Source organism: Streptomyces sp. SAJ15, assembly GCF_007595705.1.
In the GTDB taxonomy this organism is placed as follows: Bacteria; Actinomycetota; Actinomycetes; order Streptomycetales; family Streptomycetaceae; genus Streptomyces.
In genome coordinates, this window is the sequence record NZ_NISY01000009.1 from 197,225 (window position 1) to 218,727 (window position 21,503).

Annotated in this window: 16 protein-coding genes; 11 read left to right on the forward strand and 5 right to left on the reverse strand. The window is 74.6% G+C overall.

All coding sequences use genetic code 11. The features are described from left to right. Positions 1–31 precede the first annotated feature (31 nt). Complete coding sequence (locus CD790_RS36115; protein WP_260867805.1) at positions 32–4,090, forward strand: amino acid adenylation domain-containing protein; 4,059 nt, start codon at positions 32–34, stop codon at positions 4,088–4,090. Continuing rightward, on the forward strand, positions 4,087–7,011 hold the full coding sequence (locus CD790_RS23250; protein ID WP_144385248.1) for a condensation domain-containing protein: 2,925 nt from the start codon (positions 4,087–4,089) through the stop codon (positions 7,009–7,011). The genes CD790_RS36115 and CD790_RS23250 overlap by 4 nt, the downstream gene beginning before the upstream one ends. A gap of 214 nt (positions 7,012–7,225) precedes the next feature. Here CD790_RS23250 and CD790_RS23255 read toward each other — a convergent pair whose 3' ends face one another. Then, positions 7,226–7,627: a GntR family transcriptional regulator gene (locus tag CD790_RS23255; RefSeq protein ID WP_144385249.1), complete on the reverse strand. Its 402-nt coding sequence runs from the start codon at positions 7,625–7,627 to the stop codon at positions 7,226–7,228. Between the two features lie 9 nt (positions 7,628–7,636). After that, complete coding sequence (locus CD790_RS23260) at positions 7,637–8,305, reverse strand: class I SAM-dependent methyltransferase (protein ID WP_144385250.1); 669 nt, start codon at positions 8,303–8,305, stop codon at positions 7,637–7,639. Between the two features lie 234 nt (positions 8,306–8,539). On the opposite strand from CD790_RS23260, the gene CD790_RS23265 reads away from it, so the two are divergent. Then, on the forward strand, positions 8,540–9,358 hold the full coding sequence (locus tag CD790_RS23265) for an SDR family NAD(P)-dependent oxidoreductase (RefSeq protein WP_144385251.1): 819 nt from the start codon (positions 8,540–8,542) through the stop codon (positions 9,356–9,358). A 17-nt stretch (positions 9,359–9,375) separates the two neighbouring features. Here CD790_RS23265 and CD790_RS23270 read toward each other — a convergent pair whose 3' ends face one another. After that, positions 9,376–9,702, reverse strand: a complete 327-nt coding sequence (locus CD790_RS23270) for a hypothetical protein (protein WP_186319190.1) — start codon at positions 9,700–9,702, stop codon at positions 9,376–9,378. Positions 9,703–9,775: 73 nt separating this feature from the next. On the opposite strand from CD790_RS23270, the gene CD790_RS34790 reads away from it, so the two are divergent. The 5 genes from CD790_RS34790 (at position 9,776) to CD790_RS23295 (ending at position 15,455) form a co-directional block, all read left to right on the forward strand. Next, positions 9,776–10,213: a peptidoglycan-binding protein gene (locus tag CD790_RS34790; protein WP_222108296.1), complete on the forward strand. Its 438-nt coding sequence runs from the start codon at positions 9,776–9,778 to the stop codon at positions 10,211–10,213. Positions 10,214–10,327: 114 nt separating this feature from the next. Continuing rightward, complete coding sequence (locus CD790_RS23280) at positions 10,328–10,594, forward strand: peptidoglycan-binding protein (protein ID WP_144385252.1); 267 nt, start codon at positions 10,328–10,330, stop codon at positions 10,592–10,594. Between the two features lie 272 nt (positions 10,595–10,866). Then, positions 10,867–11,364, forward strand: coding sequence for a hypothetical protein (locus tag CD790_RS23285; RefSeq protein ID WP_144385253.1), 498 nt, complete (start codon positions 10,867–10,869; stop codon positions 11,362–11,364). Between the two features lie 123 nt (positions 11,365–11,487). Continuing rightward, entirely contained in the window at positions 11,488–14,043 is a 2,556-nt protein-coding gene (gene secD / locus CD790_RS23290) for a protein translocase subunit SecD (protein WP_144385254.1), read from the forward strand. 446 nt (positions 14,044–14,489) lie between these two features. Further along, complete coding sequence (locus CD790_RS23295) at positions 14,490–15,455, forward strand: CAP domain-containing protein (protein ID WP_144385255.1); 966 nt, start codon at positions 14,490–14,492, stop codon at positions 15,453–15,455. Between the two features lie 48 nt (positions 15,456–15,503). Here the strand turns inward: CD790_RS23295 and CD790_RS23300 are convergent, their stop codons facing one another. Next, the gene (locus CD790_RS23300) at positions 15,504–17,297 is read right to left on the reverse strand and encodes a sigma-70 family RNA polymerase sigma factor (RefSeq protein WP_144385256.1); all 1,794 of its coding nucleotides are present in this window, start codon (positions 17,295–17,297) and stop codon (positions 15,504–15,506) included. Between the two features lie 352 nt (positions 17,298–17,649). Here CD790_RS23300 and CD790_RS36120 point away from each other — a divergent pair, with 352 nt between their 5' ends. Further along, positions 17,650–17,970: a class I SAM-dependent methyltransferase gene (locus tag CD790_RS36120; RefSeq protein ID WP_260867809.1), complete on the forward strand. Its 321-nt coding sequence runs from the start codon at positions 17,650–17,652 to the stop codon at positions 17,968–17,970. Next, the gene (locus tag CD790_RS23310; protein ID WP_144385258.1) at positions 17,967–18,833 is read left to right on the forward strand and encodes an SDR family NAD(P)-dependent oxidoreductase; all 867 of its coding nucleotides are present in this window, start codon (positions 17,967–17,969) and stop codon (positions 18,831–18,833) included. The genes CD790_RS36120 and CD790_RS23310 overlap by 4 nt, the downstream gene beginning before the upstream one ends. A gap of 111 nt (positions 18,834–18,944) precedes the next feature. Here CD790_RS23310 and CD790_RS23315 read toward each other — a convergent pair whose 3' ends face one another. Continuing rightward, positions 18,945–19,787, reverse strand: coding sequence for an HAD family hydrolase (locus CD790_RS23315; protein WP_313956531.1), 843 nt, complete (start codon positions 19,785–19,787; stop codon positions 18,945–18,947). Between the two features lie 594 nt (positions 19,788–20,381). Between CD790_RS23315 and CD790_RS23320 the strand changes: the two genes are divergently transcribed. Beyond that, positions 20,382–21,491, forward strand: coding sequence for a Rieske 2Fe-2S domain-containing protein (locus CD790_RS23320; RefSeq protein WP_144385260.1), 1,110 nt, complete (start codon positions 20,382–20,384; stop codon positions 21,489–21,491). Positions 21,492–21,503 lie beyond the last annotated feature (12 nt).

Sequence of the window (21,503 nt, forward strand, 5' to 3'; positions counted from 1 at the left end):
GCCGCCTTCCGGCGTCGCCCATAGAGGAATCATGACCACTTCACCGCACACCCCCCTGGCCTCCGTGGCGTACGGCGGCTCCGCCACCGCGGACGGCTGGGACGACGTCCTGGCCCGGTACACCCACTGGGTCCGGCACGCCCCGCACGCGCCCGCCGTCGAAGACGGCGCCCTGAGCTGGACCTTCGCCGAACTCGACGCCCTGGCCGAGCGGACGGCCGACGCGCTGCGCGACCGGGTGCGCCCCGGCGACCTGGTGGCCGTCTGTCTGGACCGTTCCGCCGCGCTGGTCGCCACGGCCGTCGCCGTGGCCCGACTGGGCGCCGTCTACCTGCCGCTGGGGCCGCGCCCGGGTGAGCGCCGGCTGGCTGTGGTGACCGGTGGGCTCCGCGTCGCCTGCCTGGTCACGGCGCCCGACACGCTCCCCGAGGGGTACGCGACCGGGGCCCGGCTGACCCTGCCGCTGCCCACGGCCGGCGCCAACGCGGCGGCGGAGGTCGTCGCCGCCTTCCCGGCCCCGGCCCCCGCCGCCGACCCCAGCCCGGCCTTCGCGACCGGCGCCGCCGCCGGCCCCGCCACGGCCGCGGCCACCGACCCTGCCGCGGGCCGCGCCACCGACCCCGCCGCGCCCGGTGCCGAGCGTCCGGCGGTGCCGGAGGGCACCCTCTACGCGATGCTCACCTCGGGTTCGACCGGAGTGCCCAAGGCCGTCGCGGTGCCGGGGACGGCGCTCGCCGCCCGGATCCGCTGGTACGCGGCGCGCACCGGCTGCCGGCCCGGGGACCGGCACAGTCTCCTGGTCGGCGTCTCCTTCGACCCGCACATCCTGGAGCTGTGGACCGCGCTGACCAGCGGAGCCACGCTGGCCGTCGCACCGGACGAGGTCCGCTGGGACCCACAGACCCTGACCTCCTGGTGGCGCCGGGCGGGGGTGAGCGTGGCGATCCTGCCCACCCCGCTGGCGGAGATCGTCCTGGAGCGGCCCTGGCCGGAGCTCCCGGCGCTGCGTCACCTCACCATCGGCGGGGACCGGTTGCGCCGCCGGCCCGCCCGGGATGTCACCGCGCGCGTCGACAACGCCTACGGCCCCGCGGAGGCGTGCGTGGTCGCGACCACGCACGCCGTGGAGCCCGCGGACGGGGCGGCGGCCGTCAGCGCCCCGCCGATCGGCGCGCCCCTGGACGGCACCGTCGTCTGCGTCACCGACCCCGCCGGGCGGGTCGTCCCGCGCGGTGAGCCGGGCGAGCTGCGCATCGGCGGCGGGGGGCTGGCGACCGGCTATCTGGACCCGGAGCTGACGGCCCGCCGCTTCGTGGCCGCACCGGCGGAGGTGACCGGCACCGACCGCGTCTACCGCACCGGGGACCGGGTGCGGATGCGACCGGACGGCGTGCTGGAGTTCCTGGGCCGCCTGGACGACCAGGTCAAGGTGCGCGGCGCACGGATCGAACCGGCCGAGACCGAGGCCGCGTTCGAGGAGGACCCGCGGGTACTTCGCGCGGTCGTCGCGGCCGAGACCCCGGCGGGCGGCGACACCCGACTGATCGCCTTCGTACGGCCGGTGCCCGGCGCCGAGCCGCCGACCGCGGCGGAGCTGCTGGACGCGGTGCGCGATCGGCTGCCCGAGCAGGCGCAGCCGTCGGCCGTCCGGTTCGTCGACGCCTTCCCGCTCGACGCCAACGGCAAGGTGGACCGGGCGGCGCTGCTGGCCGGGCAGCGGGCGGAGCGGGAGTCCGCTCCGGCGGCCGCCGCCGGGGCCGGCGCCGCGGCCGGCGCGAGCACGGGCACCGAAGCGGTGGTCGTCGAGGTGTGTCGGACCCTGCTCGGCAGGCCGGAGCTGGGTCCGGGCGACAACTTCCTGGCCTCGGGGGGCGACTCGCTCACCGCCGGGCGGCTCCTGGTCGCCCTGGAGGAGCGGTTCGGGGTGCGGCTGCGCGCCCCGCAGGTGCTGCGCCAGCCCGATCTGCGCGGCCTGGCCGCCCTGGTGGACTCCCGGGTGGAGCCCCGCCGGGAGGACCGGGGCGGCGCGGAGACGCCGACGCCGGCCGCGCGGGGTTCCGAGGCGTCGACGCCGGCCGCGCGGGGTGCCGGGGCGTCGACGCCGGTCCGGGAGGGCGCGGTCGCGGTCGCGGACGTTCCCGGCGCCGCTGCCGCCTCGCCCGAGCCGCGCGGAGTCCTCGCCCGAGTGCTCGACCACGCCGGCACGACGCCGTCCGCGCTGGCGGTCACCGACGGCGGGGTGACCATGACCTACGCGGAACTGGCCTCCGCCGCCCGCCGGCTGGCCGGGGCGCTGCGCTCGCGCGGCGTGGGGCCGGGCACCGCCGTCGGCCTGCTGCTGCCGCACTCGGTGGGCGTGGTCGTGGCCGGGCTCGCCGTGTGGTGGGCCGGCGGCCACTATGTGCCGCTGGACGCGGCGTACCCGCGGGCCCGTACGGACGCGATGCGCGCGGACGCCGGGGTCACCCTGACCGTGGGCCACAAGGAGCTGCTGGAGGGGGCGGGCATACCGGCCGCCGAGGCGCTGGTGCTGACGGCGTACGGGGTGCCGGAGGACGGGTCGGCGGAAGAGCGGTCGGCGGACGGGGCGCGGGCGGACGACGAGCCCGAGCTCGCGTCCGAGGATTTCCCGAGCCCGGTCGCCACCGACCCCGACGCGCTCGCCTACGTGATGTACACCTCCGGTTCGACCGGCCGCCCCAAGGGCGTGGCGATCACCCAGCGGGGCGCGGCGTGGCTGGCCTCCGCGCCCGGCGGGCTGACGGTCGGCGCACGCGACCGGGTGCTCTGCCACTCGGCGCTGACCTTCGACGGCTCGTCCTTCGAGCTGTGGATGCCGTTGGCCAACGGCGCCGCGGTGGCCGTCTCCACCGGCGGCCGGCAGTCGTCGGAACGCCTGGCGCGGGATGTGGAACGGCTGGGCGTCACCGTGGCGTTCCTGACCACCGCGCTCTTCCATCACCTGGCCGCGCGCCGCTCGTCGGTCTTCGGCGTCCTCCGCGCGGTGGTCGTCGGCGGCGAGGCCATGGCCGCCCGCCACGCGCGTGCCGTCCTGCGCGCCCACCCCTGGCTGGAGCTGGTCAACGCCTACGGGCCGACCGAGACCACGACCTTCGCCACCGGCCATCGGGTGCGCGACGCGGACTGTGACGCCCCGCCGCCGATCGGCCGCCCGGTGGCCGGTGCCACGGCGCGGGTGCTGGACGAGCGCGGCGAGCCGGTGCCCCCGGGCGTCCGGGGTGAGCTGTGGGTCGGCGGCCCGCGCGTCGCGGCGGGCTACCTCGGGCAGCCCGAGCGCACGGCCGAGCGCTTCGTCGCGCACGCCTCCGCCGGCCGGCTCTACCGGACCGGCGACCTGGTCTCGGCGCGCCCGGACGGCACGCTGGACTTCCACGGGCGCGTCGACGACCAGGTCAAGATCCGCGGGTTCCGGATCGAGCCCGGTGAGATCGAGCACGCCCTGCGCACCCACCCGGGGGTGGCGGACGCCGCCGTGGCGGTGGCGCGGCCCCGTGACGACGACGCCCGTCTGGTCGCCTTCGTGGTGCCCGCCCTGCCCGACGGGCTGGAGGGGCCCGCCGGCTCCGGGCGTCCGGCAGCGACGGAGCTGCGCGACCACCTGGCCGCCCGGCTGCCGGCGCATCTGATCCCCAACGCGTGGTCCGTCGTGGACGCCCTGCCGCTGACCGGCGGGGGGAAGGTGGACCGGCGGGCCCTCGCCGAGCGCGCGGTGCCCGGCTCCGCGCAGCCGACCGAGGACCCCGGCCCGCCGTCCGCGCCGGAGGAGCTCACCCCCGTTCAGCGGGCCGTGGCCGACGCCTGGGGCCGGGCGCTGGGGTGCGAGGTCACCAGCCCCGCCGCCGACTTCCTCGCCCTGGGCGGACACTCGCTGCTGGCGCTCGGCGTCGTCGACGACCTGCGACAGGAGCTTGGCGTCGAACTGACCCTCGCCGCCTTCTTCGCGGCGCCGACCGTGGCCGCACACGCGGTGCTGGTGGAGCGGGAGCTGGTCGGGGCGTACGGGGCGGAGGCGGAAGCCGCCGAGGAGCAGGCGCCGGTCGCCGCGGACCCGATGGGAGACGCACGATGAGCGGCACCGCCGCCGAGACCTCCCGGCAGGAGGCCCTGCTCCGGCTGGCCCGCCGGCGGAGCGCCGACGCCCGGGCGCGGCTGACGAACGACGGCGCGGCACAGGCGAACGACGCCCCGGCGCGGACGACGGATCCGACGGCCGCGCCGACGACCCCGGACGGCCCCGCGCCCGGCGTCGCGCCGCTCTCCCACGCACAGCACCGGATGTGGCTGATGGAGCGCCTCGGTCAGGGCGGCGCCGTCTACAACGTGCCGCTGGCCACACGGGTGCGCGGCCCCTTCGACGCCGAGGCGTTCGCCCGGGCTCTGACCGGGTTGGTGCGGCGTCACGAGGTGCTGCGGACGCGCTACGGCCAGGGGCCGGACGGCGAGCCGTACCAGGAGGTCACCGCCGCACGACCGGTGCCGGTACGGACGGTGACGGCCTCCGGGGACACGGCGGAGCGGCTGCTGCGAGAGGAGGCGGCGCGCCCCTTCGATCTGGCCGCGGGCCCGCTGCCGCGGGCCCTGCACCTGCGGCACGCCGACGACGACCACACCGTGCTGCTGACGTTCCACCACATCGCGGTGGACGGCGGCTCGGTGGAGATCATCGCCCGCGAGCTCGACGAGCGCTACCGCGCGGAGCGGGAGCGGCCCGCGGCCGACGCGGGGACCGGCGCCGCCCACGGGAGTGCGGACGCCCACGGCGGTGCCGGGACTCGCGGCAGTGCCGAGACCCACAGCAGTGCCGAGGCGCACGGTCGTGCCGAGGTCCATGGGGCTTCGGAGGCCCGTGGCGGTGGGGACGCGGACGAGTTCCCGGCACCGCGCTACGCCGACTTCGCCCGGCGCGAGCGGGCCGGCTCACCCGCGTTGGAGACCGGACTGGCGTACTGGACGGAGCGGCTCGCGGGCGCCCGCCCCGTTCCACTGCCCCGCGCGGCGGCGGCCGACGGCCGGGGCGAGGCGCGGCTGCTCGCCGCGCCGCTGGGGGCGACGGCCCTGGACGGACTGCGCGCGACGGGCCGGGCGCACCGCGCCACGCTGTTCACGGTGGTGCTCGCCGCGGCCTTCGCCACGCTGCTGGAGGCGACCGGCGAGGAGGACCTGGTCATCGGCTGTGCCAGCAGCCACCGCGATCTCGCCGGGGCGCGCGACCTGGTGGGGCTGTGTGTCAACACCCTGCCCATCCGCCCCGAACTGTCGGGCGCCGCCGACTTCTCCACCCTGCTGTCACGGGTGCGCGACGCGCTGCTGGAGGCGCAGCAACACCGCCACGTCCCCTTCGACCTCATGGTGGAGCGGCTCGACGCCGCCGCCCGCGACAGCACCGGAGAGCCGCTGGTGGGGGTGACCGTCGACCTCCTCGGGCCGCCCTGCGGGCTGCGGCTGGCCGACGCCGTGTGCACGCCGCTCGACATCGAGTTGGAGGGGGCCAAGTTCGGCCTGGGTCTCTATGTCGACGAGGGCACGGACGACACCGGGCCGCGCTGCCTGGTGCGGTACGACCGGGGTCGGCTCGACGCGGCCGCCGCGGGGGCGCTGCTGGGTCGTTTCGCGGGGCTGCTGGAGTCGGCGGCGGAGGATCCGGGGCGCCGGCTGTCGCGTGCCGTCGGGTCGCGGGAACCCCTGGGCCCGGACGAGCCGCTCGCACCGGAGCGGGCACCGGCATCGGCAGCACCGACACCGGCATCGACATCGGCGCAGGCGTCGGCATCGACATCGGCGCAGGCGTCGGCACGAGACGGGGAGCCGAGCCCCTCGGTCTCCGTCGTGGCGGAGGTCTTCGGCGAGCTGCTGGGTGAACGTCCCGGCCCCGACGGGGACTTCTTCCTACTCGGCGGCCATTCCCTGCTCGCGGTGCGGGTGGCCGAACGGCTCCGGGAGCGGCTGCGGGCACCGCTGACCGGTCTCGACGTGCTGGAGCACCGCACGCCGCGGGCGCTCGGCGCGCTCCTGGACGGACGGGCCCGGCCGCCGGCGGCCGAGCGCGCGGCCGGACGTGCCACCACGTCCACCGCGCCCATCGCGTCCGCGCGCGCCGGCACGGTCCTGGTCACCGGCGGCACCGGCGGGGTGGGGGCGTTCGTCCTGCGGGAGCTGGCCGCCCGCGGGCGGCCCGTCCGGGCGCTGGCGCGGCCGGAGTCCGCGCACCTGGTGGCGGCCGACGGGGTCGAGGTGGTCGAGGGCGACCTCGCCGACGTCGAGAGCCTGCGCGCCGCGGTCGACGGCGTGGACTCCGTCATCCACGCCGCCTGCACCTTCACCTCCCCGGACGTGGACGTGACGGCGATGCGGGCGCTGCTGGACGGCTGGCGGCGCGGTGCGTTCGTCTTCGTCAGCAGCGTGGACGCGTACGGCCGGCCGTCGGTCGTGGAGGTGGCCGAGGACACCCCCTCGGAGGAGCCGCTCAGCGCGTACGGGCGGGCGAAGCTGGAGTGCGAGCGGATGCTGTGGGAAGCCGCGGGCACGGGTGGCCGGGGTGGGGCGAGCGTGGTGCGCGCGCCCATCGTGTGGGGTGCCCACCCCCGGCTGCGCGACCAACTGCGCTGGGGCGCGACCGGCGCGCTCTTCCAGGCGGCCCGGACCGGGGATCCGGTGGTGCTGCCCGCCGCCGGGTCCGTGCCCGCCTCGGGCGACACCTGGTCCGGGGCGCCGTGGGTGCACGCCGCCGCGCTGGCGCGGGCCCTGGTGAGCTGTGTCGAACGGCCCGCGCACGGCACCGTCAACGCCATCGGCGGGCACGTCGGCTGGGCGGAGTTCGCGCAGGAGCTGATCCGTCTGCTGGACAGTCCGAGCCGGATCGTGCCCGCGCCCGAGTCGGCGCCGGGGCTGACGCACCGGCACCGCTACCGCGCCGAGGCGCTCGCCGAGGAGCTGGTGGCGCGGCCGGGCGAGGACTGGCGCTCGGTGATCGCCGCGATGCTGGAGGTCTGACCGCGGCGTCGGTCGGCCCCGGCGGTCCGTCGGGCCGCCGGGGCCGACCGGGCTTCGGGCCGCCGGGGCCGACCGGGCTTCGGACCGCCGGGACTCGTTCCCGGCGGGACCCGTCCCCGGCGGGACCCGTCCCCGGCGGCCCGACACGACGCCCGCACCCGAACACCACCTCGGTCCGAGCACGCCTGGGCCCGGCTCCCGCCCGCCCGGCCGCTCAGTACAGCGGGTCGGAGGGACGCCCGTCGCCGGCACGGTGCCGTTCACGCAGGCCGTGCTCCATCGCCTCCACCCGCTCGGTGAGTTCGGTCAGCCGCCGGTCGAGCCGCCCCAGCTGGAGCTGGACGGAGCGCACCGCCCGCATGGTGGTGTGGACGTCGGGGTCCAGCTCCGGATCCGCGACGAAGTAGCCCGGCTCCAGCAGCCCCTCGACCAGCACCCCTTCCTCGACGAGCCGCCGGTACGCGGCCTCGACGGCCTTGGTGAGCTTCCGTAGCTCCTCGGCGAGGCTCTTGGGGTGGGGCAGCCGGTCGCCCGGCCCGTACCGTCCCTCGGCGATGTCGTCGCGGATCCGCTCCACGACCTCGTCCGACCTCAGCGTCCTTCGCATGCGCTCCATGCCGGGAACCTATCGTCGGTCGTCGGCGACGGGCTTGCGGGCGAGCAGGAAGCCCTGCGGGGCGGTGTCGCCGATCGTCTCGTCGAGCTCGCGCCGCTGCCGGGCGAACACCGTCAGCCCGGACTGGTGCAGCAGCTCGGCGATGTGGTCCGGTTGCCGCCGGTGGAAGTCGAGCGCCACGGGGTGCCCGAACGGCCGCTCCAGATGAAGCGGTTCGTCGCCGATCTGGAAGCCGAGCAACAGCCGTCCGCCGGGAGCCAGTACACGATGGAACTCCGCGAACACCTCCGGGAGCCGGTCCAGCGGGACGTGGATGATCGAATACCACGCCACGAGGCCGTCGAGGGTCCCGTCCGGCAGGTCCAGCGCCGTCATCGAACCCTGCTCGAAGCGCAGCTCTGGATGGGCCTGTCGGGCGAGCGCGACCATCCGCGGCGACAGGTCTATCCCGAAGACGTTCAGCCCCAGCCCGTGCAGATGCCCCGTCACCAGGCCCGGACCGCATCCGACGTCGGCGACCGGGCCCCCGCCGGCGGCCCGTACGAGCTCGGCGAAGGCGGCGAGCAGCGCCCGCTCCAGGGGCCTGTCGGCCAGGACGTCCCGAAAGTGGTCGGCGTAGTCGGTCGCCACGGTGTCGTAGAAGGTCTGGGCCGTGCGGAGGAAGTCGGGTTCGGTCATGGACGGCCACGCTACTCCGGTCACCCGGCCGGAGCGGCCGGGGCCGGGCGGTGCGCGGGCCGGACGGCCGGGGTAGACCCCAACGCCTCCCGGAGCGTGGGAGTTTTGCGAGGTACGGACAGGGTCCGCCCCGTCCAACCGGGGCACCGGGCTCCGGAGACCGCGTCCGCCCCGCGGCGGGCCGGACGTACCATCACAGGGTCCGCACGCGATCACCTCGGAGGCCGAACGACCATGACGGAGCAGCGCGTCTTCCTCGTCACCGGCGGTGGAACCGGCATCGGAGCCGCCACCGCGCGGCTGTTGTCAGCGGCCGGGCACCGCGTCGTGGTGTCCGGGAGGCGGCCGGAGCCGCTGCGGCAGATCGCCGAGGAGACCGGGGCGCTGGCACACCCCGCCGACGCCGGCGACCCCGCGGCGGTCGCCGGGCTCGTGGACGCGGCCGTCACCGCCTACGGACGGCTGGACGGGGTCGTGCTCAACGCGGGCGTCGGCCGCGGCGGGGCGGTGGGCGACCTGACGGACGAGGACTGGGAGACGGTGCTGCGGACCAACCTCACCGGCCCCTTCCTGCTGCTGCGCGCCGCGCTGCCGCACCTGTTGGAGGCGCGCGGCTCGGTCGTCGCCGTCGCCTCCGTCTCCGCGTTGCGCAACGGCGTGGGCAACGCGGCGTACGCGACCTCCAAGGCCGCGCTGCTCCAGCTGTGCCGCTCGCTCGCCGTCGACTACGGCCCGCGGGGCCTGCGGGCCAACACCGTCTGTCCCAGCTGGGTGCGCACCGAGATGGCCGACCGGCGCATGGCCCGCTTCGCGGCGGAGACCGGCCGGGCGGACGACGGGGTCGAGGCGGCGTACGAGGAGGCGACCCGGCTGCTCCCGGCGGGCCGCCCCGGCGAGCCGGAGGAGGTCGCCGAGGCGATCTCCTGGCTGCTCTCCCCCGCCGCGTCCTTCGTGAACGGCGCGGTGCTCACCGTCGACGGCGGGGTGACGGCGCTGGACCCCGGCACCGCCGCCTTCGGCTTCCGTATCGAACCCCGCGGCGCGGAGGACTGACAGCGGTCAGACGGCGGTCAGGAGGAGTCGCCGGACGACCTGCGCCCCTCCGCCGGCGGAGCGACCTCCATGGGAGCGGCCTCCGAAGGAGCTGCGGGCTGCGCCCTCGTACGCGCCTGCGCGGTGTTGCTCACGGCCCGGATGCCGAAGTACGCCGTGGTCATGGTGCTGATCGCGGTGAACGCGCTGCTGAGGATGGCCACGGACTGCGCGCTGTCGACATTGTCGACCCCCCAGACCGCGGCGATCGCGATGGCCAGGTCGCCGAGCGCCACCACCAGAAACCCGGCCCACGCACGGGTTTTCTGGACCTCGTATTCCGATGCGCTGTCCTTTGTCACCATCGGTCCTCCCTGCCGCCGGTACACCCGAATACGTGAACGTGCGGACCTCATTAGGGGCGCCTAGTCTCAGAGTATGAGCAATCAAGACACCTATTACACCGTCAAGACGGGTGACACGCTCTGGGGCATTGCGCAGCAGTACGGCACCACTGTGGAACAGCTGCAGGCCTGGAACAACATCCCTAATCCGAACGTCATCAAGGTGGGCCAGCGCCTTCTGGTCAGAAAGGCGTCCACCGGCTTCATACCCTTCCCCGGCGGGGACTGGTTCAAGGGTCTACCGAACAGCCCGATCATCGGCATGATGGCCACTCGGCTGATGGAAGAGGGGTGCTCCGCCTACGGTCCGTACGGCGGCCAGACGCAGTGGAACGAGGAACACCGCAAGTCCTACTCCCTGTGGCAGCGGAAGCTGGGCTACACGGGCGCGGACGCGGACGGCTGGCCGGGACGGACGTCCTGGGACAAGCTGCGGGTGCCGTACCCGTACTTCGACGCCAAGGCGGCGTGAGGTCGACGGGAGCGGCGACCGCTCCATGCGACGTCACTGCTCCATGCGACGTCACCGCTCCATACGACGTCAGGGACAACAGCATCATTCACCGAGAATCGGAGATCGATCGCCGTGGCCACCGAAATCTGCAACCACACCAAAACCCGCCCCACGATAAAGCGGGGCTCCTCCGGTCCGGCCGTCATGCAGGCGCAGTGCTATTTGAACAATTCACTGACGAACACGAACCTGGCCACCGACGGGGTATTCGGGCCGGTCACCGAGCACGCCACCCACCGATTCCAGACCTGCGCGGATATCACGGTCGACGGCGTCATCGGTGCGCAGACCTGGTCCCACCTGGCGTTCTGGGCCAACAGCCCGGACTTCGTCTGCTGACGTCCCCTGTCCCGGGCCTCCGGGCCGACCTCCCGCCCCCGACGAGGTGCCCGTACGGTGCCGTTTCCGGCATCGCACGGGCACTCGACGTGTCGGCGCTAAGCTGAGTCGGAGCCACACCGTGGGCCGACCGGTCGCGCGACCTCATCGGCCGCGCGATCGCGCCGAGCGGGCACAGCGGCACGGCACGCATACGGCAGGCAGACGACAGACAGACGGCGGGCATACGACAGACGCGCGGACCGGACGCGCGCCAGGGGACGGGAGGCCGGGTGAGCGACCGCACCCGGCGGACCCCTCCGCGGCTCGTCTCCCTGGCGCTGGCCGGGGTGTGGGCCCTGGTGCTGCTGTTGACCGGAGCGACTCCGGGCACGGCGGCCGGCGCCGCGTCAGCCCCGACCTCCCCGCCCTCTCCGACCTACCCCGCCTCCCCGCTCTCCCTGGTTCTCCGCCTCGCCGAACCCGCGTCGCCGCACGACCGGTCCTCGGACACCCGGCCCTCGGACGCCCGGCCGACGCACGCCCAGCCGCCACACGCCCGCCTCTCGTCGTCGGAACACCCGCGGGCCTCGGCCGCCGACGCCCATCTGACCGCCCAACACCAGCGGCCGACCGGTCCGCCGGGAGCGCTGCCGGGGCCGGTGGCGCGTGCCGTGCCGTTCCCGCTGGTGCGCGGCGAGGTGGTCGGGCCGCGCCGGGAACGCGCGCCGCCCGCCGCGCACTTCTCCCCCCGCCGCCCCCGCGGCCCTCCCTTCACGCGGAGCAGCTGACGCCCCGAGCGTCGGCCTCCGCCCCCCGGCATGCCCGTCGGCGCGCGACCGTGCGCCGCCGGACCGCCGGCGCGTACCGGTGGCCGAACGCTCCGCCTCCGTATGTCGTGAAGTGGAGAACCCATGTCATCTCGCGCCTCGTTGTGGCGTGCGCTGGTCGCGCTCGCCGTCGTCGCCGCGTCCTTGTACTTCGCCCTGACCACCCCCGCCCGCCTCGGCCTCGATCTGCGCGGCGGCACCCAGATCGTGTTGGAGACCCGGGACGCGCCGGACTCCCGCGCCGACTCCGCCGCCACCGACCGCACTCTGGAGGTGCTGCGCCAGCGGGTCGACGCGCTGGGGGTGGCCGAACCCTCGTTGGCCCGCTCCGGCGAGCGCCGTATCGTCGTCGAACTGCCCGGGGTGCGGGACCCCGAGAAGGCGGTCGAGGTCATCGGGCGCACCGCCCGGCTGACCTTCCATCCGGTGGTCGGCTCCGCCCCGGACGCCGGCGGCGGGGCTCGCAGCGCCCCCGGCGGAGAAGCGGGCGCGACCGGCCGGGAGGCGGCCGCGCCCGCCGGTGCGCGCTCCCTGCCCGACCCCGACGCGCCGGGGAGGCTGCTGCGACTGGGCCCCGCGGCGCTCACGGGCAAGGACGTGAAGGACGCCGAGGCCGGCTACGACGCCCAGGGCGGCAACGGCTGGACGATCGACCTCGCCTTCCGCGGCTCCGGCGAACGGAGCTGGGCCCGGGTGACGGGTGAGGCCGCGTGTGCCGCGCCGGGCGACCCCGCCCGACGGGTCGCCATCGTCCTCGACGACCGGGTCATCTCGGCACCGGCGATGCAGCGGAGCGTGCCGTGCGAGACCGGGATCCGCGGGGGCGGTACCCAGATCACCGGCGGCTTCGGCGGCGGCGAGGCCCGCGAGTTGGCGGCGCTCATCAAGGGCGGGGCGCTGCCGGTCCCGGTCGAGGTCGTTGAACAGCGCACCGTCGGCCCGACGCTCGGCGCCGAGGCGATCCGGGCCAGTGCGACCGCGGCGGTCATCGGCCTCGCCTGCACGGCGGTGTTCGTCACGGTGGTCTACCGGCTGCTCGGCGCGCTGGCCACCGTGGCGCTCGCCCTGTACGGGTTGATCTCGTACGCCGCCCTGGTGGCCGTGGGGGCCACACTCACCCTGCCCGGCCTGGCCGGCTTCGTGCTCGCCATCGGCATGGCCGTGGACGCCAACGTCCTCGTCTTCGAGCGGACCCGGGAGGAGTACGCGCGGCGGGCCACCCGCTCGCGGGGGCGGCCGGATCTGCGCGGCCCGCTGCACCGGGGTTTCGACAAGGCGTGGAACGCGGTCCTCGACTCCAACGTCACCACACTCCTCGCCGCCGGGCTGCTGTTCTTCTTCGCCACCGGCCCGGTGCGCGGATTCGGCGTCACCCTCTCCATCGGGGTGCTGGCGTCGATGGTCTCCGCGCTGGTCATCACGCGGGTGCTCGCCGACTGGGCGCTGCGGCACGACGCCGTTCGGCGCCGGCCGGGCGGTCTGGCCGGCCTCGCCTCGACCGGGCGGGTGCGGGCCTTCCTCGCCCGCCGTGGGCCGCGTCCGACGCGCCACAGGCGCCGCTGGCTGGCCCTGAGCGGTTGTCTGCTGGCGCTCGCCGCCGCCGGCATCGGCGTGCGCGGCCTTCAGCTCGGCGTCGAGTTCACCGGCGGTCGCATGGTCGAGTACGCCACCAGTCGTCCCGTGGACGTGGACCGGGCCCGTGCCGCCGTCAGCGGTGCCGGCTTCCCGCGGGCCGTCGTCCAGACGTCGGGCGACGGCGACATCATCGTCCGCACCGGCGAGATCACCGACCGCGAACGGCAGCGGATCGAGACGTCCCTCGCGACGCACGGCGGAGAGGTCACGGTCGAGCGCGACGAGCGGATCGGGCCCAGTCTGGGCAGCGAGCTGCGCGACAAGGCCCTCATCGCGCTGGGCGTCGCGGTCGCGGCCCAGCTCGTCTACCTCAGCGTGCGCTTCCGTTGGACCTTCGCCGCGGCGGCGGTGCTGGCGATGGTCCAGGACGTCCTGCTGGTGGTCGGTCTCTTCGCCTGGTTGGGCAAGCCCGCCGACAGCGTCTTCCTCGCGGCGCTGCTGACGATCGTCGGTTACTCCGTCAACGACACCGTCGTCGTCTTCGACCGCATTCGCGAGACACGGCGCGCCGCCGCGGCACGGAAGCCGGCCGGGGCGAGGGGCTCCACGGGCGGGCGGGGTACCGCCGGCCCACAGGGGTCCGGCGGAACGCAGGGATCCGGCGGCACACGGGAAACCACCGACGGGCGCCGTTCCACCGCCGCGGGGGAAGCTGCCGGCGAAGCCATGGGCGAAGCCGTTGGCGGTCCGGGGTCCGCCGGCACGCGGGACGGCGTCGGCGCGCTGGAGGCCGCCGCCGACGGCGCGATCCTGCAGACCCTGCCGCGTACCGTCAACACCGGTATGGGCGTCCTGTTCGTCCTCGCCGCGCTCGCCGTCCTCGGCGGCGACTCGCTCGCCGACTTCTCGCTGGCGCTGCTCGCCGGGGTGGTGTTCGGGGTGTGCTCGACCGTCATGACGGCCACGCCGATCGCCGTGGCCCTCGAGTCGCGCCACCCAGGCCCGGCCCCGACCCCGCCCGCACCGCGCCGGCGGTCCCGCGCGGGTTCGGGCGCGGTGGTCTGACAGGGTCTCAGGCGGGCGGATCCGCCCTGTCCACGGGTCCACCGTGTCGGCGGGTCCACCGTGTCGGCGGGTCCACCGTGTAGGCGGGCCCGCCAGGTCCGTGGGCCCGCCATGTCCGTGGGGCGGCCATGTCCGTGGGGCGGCCGAGACCGTGGGCCCGCCATGTCCACGGTCCGCGGCGCCGCGCCGGGACGCTCCCCGGCGCGGCCTGGCGGCCCGTCCGCGAGCCGCACGGCCTTCCACCGCGGTCACCGCGATCACGGCGGTCCACCGCGCCCCGTCAGGATCCGCTCGCTCGCTGACAGTTCGTCGATACCTCCGCGGAAAAGTGTTATCAACGCACACCCATCCGCTCTCCCATACGCCGGACCGACCGGCGCCGTGCGGGCTCAGCCGCACGCAGGACCCGTACGGACGAACCCCGTACGGCGGAGAGCGGAGCAGCGTTGCATCACGACCACAACGATCACGACGAGCACACCCGGTTCCTGGAGCCGGTGGCGGGCCCCGACACCGCTTCGGCCGGGACGGGCGGCCGGCGGCGGGCCACGGGCGCGGGCGGCCGGCGCGGGCGCCGGGGCGGGCGCCGGCTGGGGCTCGGGCCGATGGTGGCCGGGGCCCTGGCGCTCGCCGCCGTCGGGGGCGGCGCCTACGCGGTGAGCGGCACGGGCGGCTCGGACGACGAGAGCCCGGCCGCGGCCTCCGTACGGGACGCCTCCGACGGGGTCCCGGCCGCCGGGCGCCCCTCGGCGACGGCCACCGTCCCGTCGAAGCCCTCGCCGACGGCCTCGGCCACCCGCAAGGCGACGAAGAAGCCGAAGAAGCCGTCGGGGAAGCCGTCGAAGAAGCCCTCGACGAGCGCTCCGGCCACGCCCTCCCCGAGCGCGGCCGCGCCCACGGCCGCGCGGACCCGTGACACCACGCGGGGCGGCACCGGCGGCAGCGGCTCCCCCGGCACCTCACAGCGTAAGAAGAAGACTCCGGCGCCCCGTCCCACGAGCTCGAGCCGGCCGCCCGCGGGCAAGGCCGCGCGGTATGTGCAGCGGATCGTCACGCTCGCCAACGCCGAGCGGGCGAAGGCCGGGTGCTCCCCGCTGCGCGTCAACAGCCGGGTGCAGGCGGCGGCCCAGGCGCACGCCGACGACATGGCGGCCCGCAACTACTACGACCACACCAGCCCGGACGGCAGCAGCGCCGGCGATCGGATGAAGCGGGCCGGCTACCGCCCCGGCGCATGGGGCGAGAACATCCACAAGAGCCCGAAGGACCCCGACACGGCCATGCGGGACTGGATGAAGAGCCCCGGTCACCGCGCCAACATACTCAACTGCGGGTACAAGGACTTCGGCGTCGGGGTGAACCTCAGCGGCAACGGTCCGTGGTGGGTGCAGAACTTCGCCACGAAGCTGTGATCGGCGTCGGGGCCGACGTCCCGTGATCCGCGCGGCGGCGGTGTGGGCTCAGGCCGGTCCGGCCAGGTCCTGGACCCACACCGTGCCGTCGGGGCCGGACACGGCGGCGACACCGGTATCCCGGTAGCGGCAGTTCAGCATGTTCTCCTGGTGGTACGAGCCGTCCATCCACTGCTCGACGGCCGCGGCCGGCTCGGGGCTGCCCTGGGCCAGGTTCTCGGCCCAGGACGACCACGCGTACCCGGCCGCCGAGATCCGCGCGTCGGGCTGGGTGCCCTCGGGGCTCGCATGGTCGAAGTAGCCGCGGGCCACCATGTCGCGCGCGTGCTTGCGGGCGGCCTCGCTCAGCCGCGGGTCGATACGGAGCGGGCCACAACCTGCCTGCGCCCGCCGGGCGTTGACCAGGCTGGTGAGCCGCTCCTCCGCGGAGGCGGGCGTGGGCTTCGGGGTCGGGGTGGGGCGGGGCTTGGGCTTCGCCTTCGTCGCGGCCGGTGTGGGCTTCGGCTTCGGTGTCGCGGTCTTGGAGGGGCGAGGGCTGGTGCTGGGTTTGGCGGCCGTGGTCCTGGCCGGTGTCGCGGAGTGCTGCGGAGCCGCCACCGGGGCACGCTCGGCCGGGCGCTCGTTGACCGGCCACAGCAGAGCGAGCAGCACACCGCCGATCACTCCGCCGCCGACGACCACCGCGGACGCCTTGAGCCGGCCGCCACCGGACGCGGCGTGGACGGCCGGGCTTCCGTCGGCCGGGGCTCCGTCGAGTGTGGCCCCGGTGGGCGTGGCCCCGGTGCCCCCGATGGATGACGCCCCGTCGGTGGCGGGCCCCGTGGGCGTGGCCCCGTCGGTCGCGTTCCCGATGGGCGGGATGCCGTCCGGCGTGGTTCCCGTGGGCGTCACCCCGTCGGTCGCGGGCCCCGCGGGCGGGGTGCCGTCCGTCGCGGCCCCGGCGTGGGTCGGAACCCCGCCGTGGGTCGGGGCCCCGGCCGGGACGGGGGCGCCCGCGAGGTCCGCCGACGGCAGCGTCGTCTGTTGGGCCGCCAGCGCGGTCGGGTCGGACAGGCCGGGTGGGAAGCCGAAACCGAGGCCGGTGACCGGGACGACCAGCGCCATGCCCACCAACAGCCCTTCGGCGGGGACGAGGTTGGACCAGTGGCCGGAGCAGGCTACGCAGGCGCGGGCGTGACGCGCGATGCGCTTACGCCACACCGGCTGGGGGCGGCCGTCCCAGGGGGCGATCAGGGAGGCCAGTTCGGCGCAGCGGGGCTCGGTGGCGAGCGCGCGTACCACCACCCTGCCCACTTCGAGCTGGGTCTTCATGCGTTTGACGCGTACGGCGGTGTGTTGTGGGGTGACACCCAGGGCCACCGCCAGTTCCGCGCGGGTCAGCCCGCCCGCCGCCTCCTGCCACCACAGCGCCAGCAGGTCGCGGTCATCGTCGTCCAGCCAGCGGGTGGCCTCGGCGACCTCGCGGCGCTGGCCGGACAGGCCGAGTCGGAGGATCGTCAGGTCGACGAAGTCGCCGGTGGGGTCGGGGGTCTCCGTCACCTTGTCGAGGGAGGCGGCGGCCGCCTGCTGTCGGTCGGTCCAGCGGCGGCGTATCTGGTTCATCGCTATCGCGACCAGCCAGGACCGGAAGCTGGACGGCTCGCGCAGGCCGGCGAGTCCGTCGAGCGCGCGGAACATCGTCTCCTGCACCACGTCGTCCACGTCCGCGTGGCCGTCCAGAGCCCGGCCGACGATGTTGTAGACGAGCGGGAGGTACTCGGCGACCAGCCGCTCCCGCGCCCGCTGGTCGCCGGCCTGCGCCGCGGTCACCAGGTCCGGTGTGTATGCGTTGTCCCTGTGCATGATGTCGTTTCCTCGCCCACTGCCGTTCGACCCCCGTCGTCCGGAGACCTCTCGACATCGGCCGGATGACAGAAACTGATGAAAGTCGCGCCGATCGCCGACTTGGCATGGCCACTTCCCCCAGTGGGTCAGGGACTCTACCCCACGGCCTCTCCGCCCTCTCAGCCCCCGTGACCTGGGACGCGCGCCGCGCGACTCGGCGTCATCCGCGAATGGGGCGTGGGTCGGACATCTCGACGCCCGCCGCACGGTCGCCATCGCAGGGACATCGCACCCGGCGTGGTCCCGAGCGGCCGGAAACCACCCGTTTCGACCGACTCTTCGCACGAACCCGAGTCACCCCATTTCATGCCTGAATACACCCACCCCGCCACATCCGGCTTTAGGGGGCGTTGCGGGCTGGGAAGGCACCAGGGTTCGCCCCTGCGGCCGCCGACCTGACGAGCCGTCACAATGCTTCGACCGCGTCGTCTCGCTCGAGTCCGCCATGCACTACCGCCCGCGCACGCGGTTCTTCGCGGAGGCGTTCCGGGTGTTACGGCCCGGCGGCGTGCTGGCGACCGCGGACGTCGTGCCGATGCCGGGGACGCGCGCCGCCGAAGGTGGTGGTGACAGGACCAGGATTAGCCGACCCTGTCAACGGCGCGGGGCTCGTTCGAAGATCACGACATGAAGCGATTCGCAGACAAGACCGTCCTGATCACCGGCGGCACCAGCGGCATCGGGTTCGCCACCGCCCGCCGACTGCTCGACGAAGGCGCGTACGTCGTCATCACCGGACGCCACGAGACGCGCCTGGACGCGGCCCTGGCCCGCCTCGACGCCGCGCCGGAACGAGTCCTCGCGGTCCGCGCGGACGTGGCCTCCCTCGCCGATCTCGACAGGCTCATGGAGCGCGTCGACGCCTGGCGCGGCGGCATCGACGCGGTGTTCGCCAACGCCGGGGTCGGGGTCTTCAAGCCGAGCGAGGAGATGACCGAGGCCGACTTCGACCACACCGTCGACGTCAACTTCAAGGGCGTCTTCTTCACCGTCACCAAGGCGCTGCCGCTGCTCCGGGACCGCGCTTCCATCGTCCTCAACGCCTCCTGGACGCTGCACCGCGGGCTGTCCGTCGCATCCGTCTACTCCGCCAGCAAGGCCGCGGTGCACAACCTCGCCCGCACCCTGGGCGCCGAACTCGCCCCGCGCGGCATCCGGATCAACTCGGTGAGCCCCGGCTACATCGACACCGAGATGTACCGCGAGTTCAACACCGATCCCGAGGTGGAGGCCCGTATCGTCGCCGACATCCCGCTGGGTGCCCTCGGCCACGCCGAGGAGGTCGCGTCCGCCGTGGCCTTCCTGGCCTCGTCCGACGCCTCCTACATCACCGGTCAGGACCTGGTCATCGACGGTGGAGTCCTCGGTTCCGTCCCGTCCCAGGACCCATCCGAGGACCCGTCCCAGGACGCGGCGCAGGACGCGGCGCAGAACCCGGCCTCGCCCCCGTCCCAGACCCCGGACCCGGACCCGGCCTCGGCCTCGGCGAGTTAACTGACGCATCGTCGGCCACGGGGGCCGTCGCCCACCAGGCGAGGGACCGTGGGAACTTCGCACTCAGGGTGGCCTGAGGGACGGCGACCGCCGCCCTCAGGGCCCGCCTCGCTACCCGGCGAGGGTCCGCGGCGCTACGACGGCGTCCGGCACGGCCACGCCGCCGTCCCGCCCCGCGAACAGCCGCTCTAGGACCACGGCCACCCCGTCCTCGTCGTTGCACGGCGCCACCTCGTGCGCGACGTCCCGCAGGTCGGGGTGGGCGTTGCCCATCGCCACGCCGTACCCGGCCCAGGTCAGCAGCGGGATGTCGTTCGGCATGTCGCCGAAGGCGACGGTCTCCGACGGTCCGAAGCCCAGCCGCTCGGCGGCCTTCTGCAGCCCGGACGCCTTGGTGGTTCCGGCGGGCAGCACCTCGACCAGACCCTTCTCCGAGTGGGTGACCGACACCTCGGCCCCGCCGATCCGCCGCGCCGTCGCGGCCACCACCTCATCCGGCAGCTCCCGGTGGCGCAGCAACACCTTCTCGATGGGCTCGGCCCACAGTTCGTCGCGATGCCGCACCGTTCCCCAGCCGGGCCGGGCCGCGTCGGCGAAGTCCGGGGTGACGACGAAGCGGTTGACGGGCGCGGCGGTGACCACCGCCAGTTCCAGTCGGACCCCGCCGAGTGCCTCCTGCGTCCGGTCCACCACCGAGCGCGCCAGACCTCGATCGAGCGCGGCGCTGGTGAGTATCCGGTCGGCGGTGGCGTCGTACAGCTGTGCGCCCTGACCGCACACGGCGAGACCCTGGTACCCGATCGCGGTGAGGACCGGACGGCAGGAGGCGGCGGAGCGCCCGGTGACCACCAGATGGCGCGCACCGGCTTCGACGGCCAGCGCGAGCGCGGCTCGAGTGCGCGTCGAAACGGTCCGGTCCGACCGCAGCAGGGTGCCGTCCAGGTCGGTCGCCACGACCCGGAACCGTGCCCGCGTCACCGGGCGAACCGGTCGCGGTCGTGCCCGTCGCCGTCCAGTACTCTCTCGACGCGACCGGCACCGAAACCGTGCGAGTCGAGCAGCGTCTTGCGGAATAAGCGGAATAACACGTCGGATCCCCTCACCGTACGGGTCGCGCCGGAGGGTCCGACGCGACGCGATCAAGGAACCCTAACAACCTGACGACCGCGCGCGATTCGGCCGCCGTCGGCCATGACATCCGACGTGCGAGTACACACGGGCGGCCTTTCTCCTCCGCCGGGACACCGTCTTCGGTAGGGGTGAGATGGGGGGCGGACGGAGGCGGGGAACGCCGACACCCGCGGAACCCACGCGTCGGGGCGCGGTGGTGTGCTCCCAGCGCTCGTGACGACCGGATTGCCCCACAGAGCCGCTGAGCGTGTCATGGAAGGGCACGTGTCGGAAGGGCACGTGTCACGGACCGTGCCCTTCGCGTCCGGGACCCCGGCCTGCCACCACTTCACCGGGGAGGAGTGACGAGGAGTGCGGAAGCGCGGCTTCGTGGCCACTCGCTCCGGGCGTGACACATGGCCGGAGGAAGGAAGAGTCATGAAGTCGATGCCGACCGCGACCCATCGCTACCCCAACGGCTGGTTCCCCGTCGCCTGCGGCGACGAGGTGACACCTGGTCGGATCTTCACCGGACGGCTCGCCGGTGAGGACGTCGTCGTCTACCGCACGCGCCGCGGCCGACTGCGCGCCGTCCACCCGTACTGTCCGCACCTGGGCGCCCACCTCGGTCACGGTGGGCGTGTGGACGGCGAGACCATCGTCTGTCCCTTCCACGGCTTCTCCTTCGGCCCTGCGGGCAATTGCGTGCGTACGCCCTACGGGCAGCCTCCGCCCCGGGCCTCCCTGACCCATGTCCCCGTCATCGAAGCCAACGGCCTGGTCTTCGCGTGGCATCACGAGAGCGGCGCCGCTCCGACCTGGGAGCCCGTGACGCTCCCCAGCGAAGGGTTCACCAAGCCGACCACGTTCCAGATCACCTCCGCCGGCCACCCGCACGACCTCGTCGAGAACCTCATCGACGTCGGGCACTTCGGGCCCGTGCACAACACGAAGATCAACCTGGTGTCGACGGTGCCCGAGGGCCCGTTCGTGAAGGTGGTCGTGGACTTGTCGGGGGTCGAGGAGCTCGGGTTCTTCAAGGAGCGGGGCCTGCACCGGCTCGGGTCGCTCAAGGAGGTCCGTGGACAGGCGGAGTTCACCTGCAGCGGCGTCGGGATCGTCTCCTCTCTGGTGTCGGTTCCGGAACTCGGCGTCCAGCTGGCACAGGTCGCGGCGCTCACACCGGAGGATCCCGGTCGGATGCGTCTCAGGCTGACGACCTCCACTCGTATCGAATCGCGCATGGGGGCGGCACTCGCGCCGGCCCTCTCCCTCCTGGTTCGCTTCATCACCAAGAGGCAGGTGAAGCAGGACTATGAGATCTGGGCGAACCGACGGCCGGTCGAACGCCCGAAGATCGCGACGGGCGACGGGCCCATCATGCTCATCCGACGCTGGGCCCAGCAGTTCTACGAGTCCGCCGACGCGGAGGCGGGGAACACACCGGAACGCGCGGGAACACGACGCGCCGCCGCAGCCACGATCACATCCACGGGAAGCAACGGACGCGCCCGTCATGATGCGCCCGCCGCACGGAACGAGCGCTGACCCCCACCACTC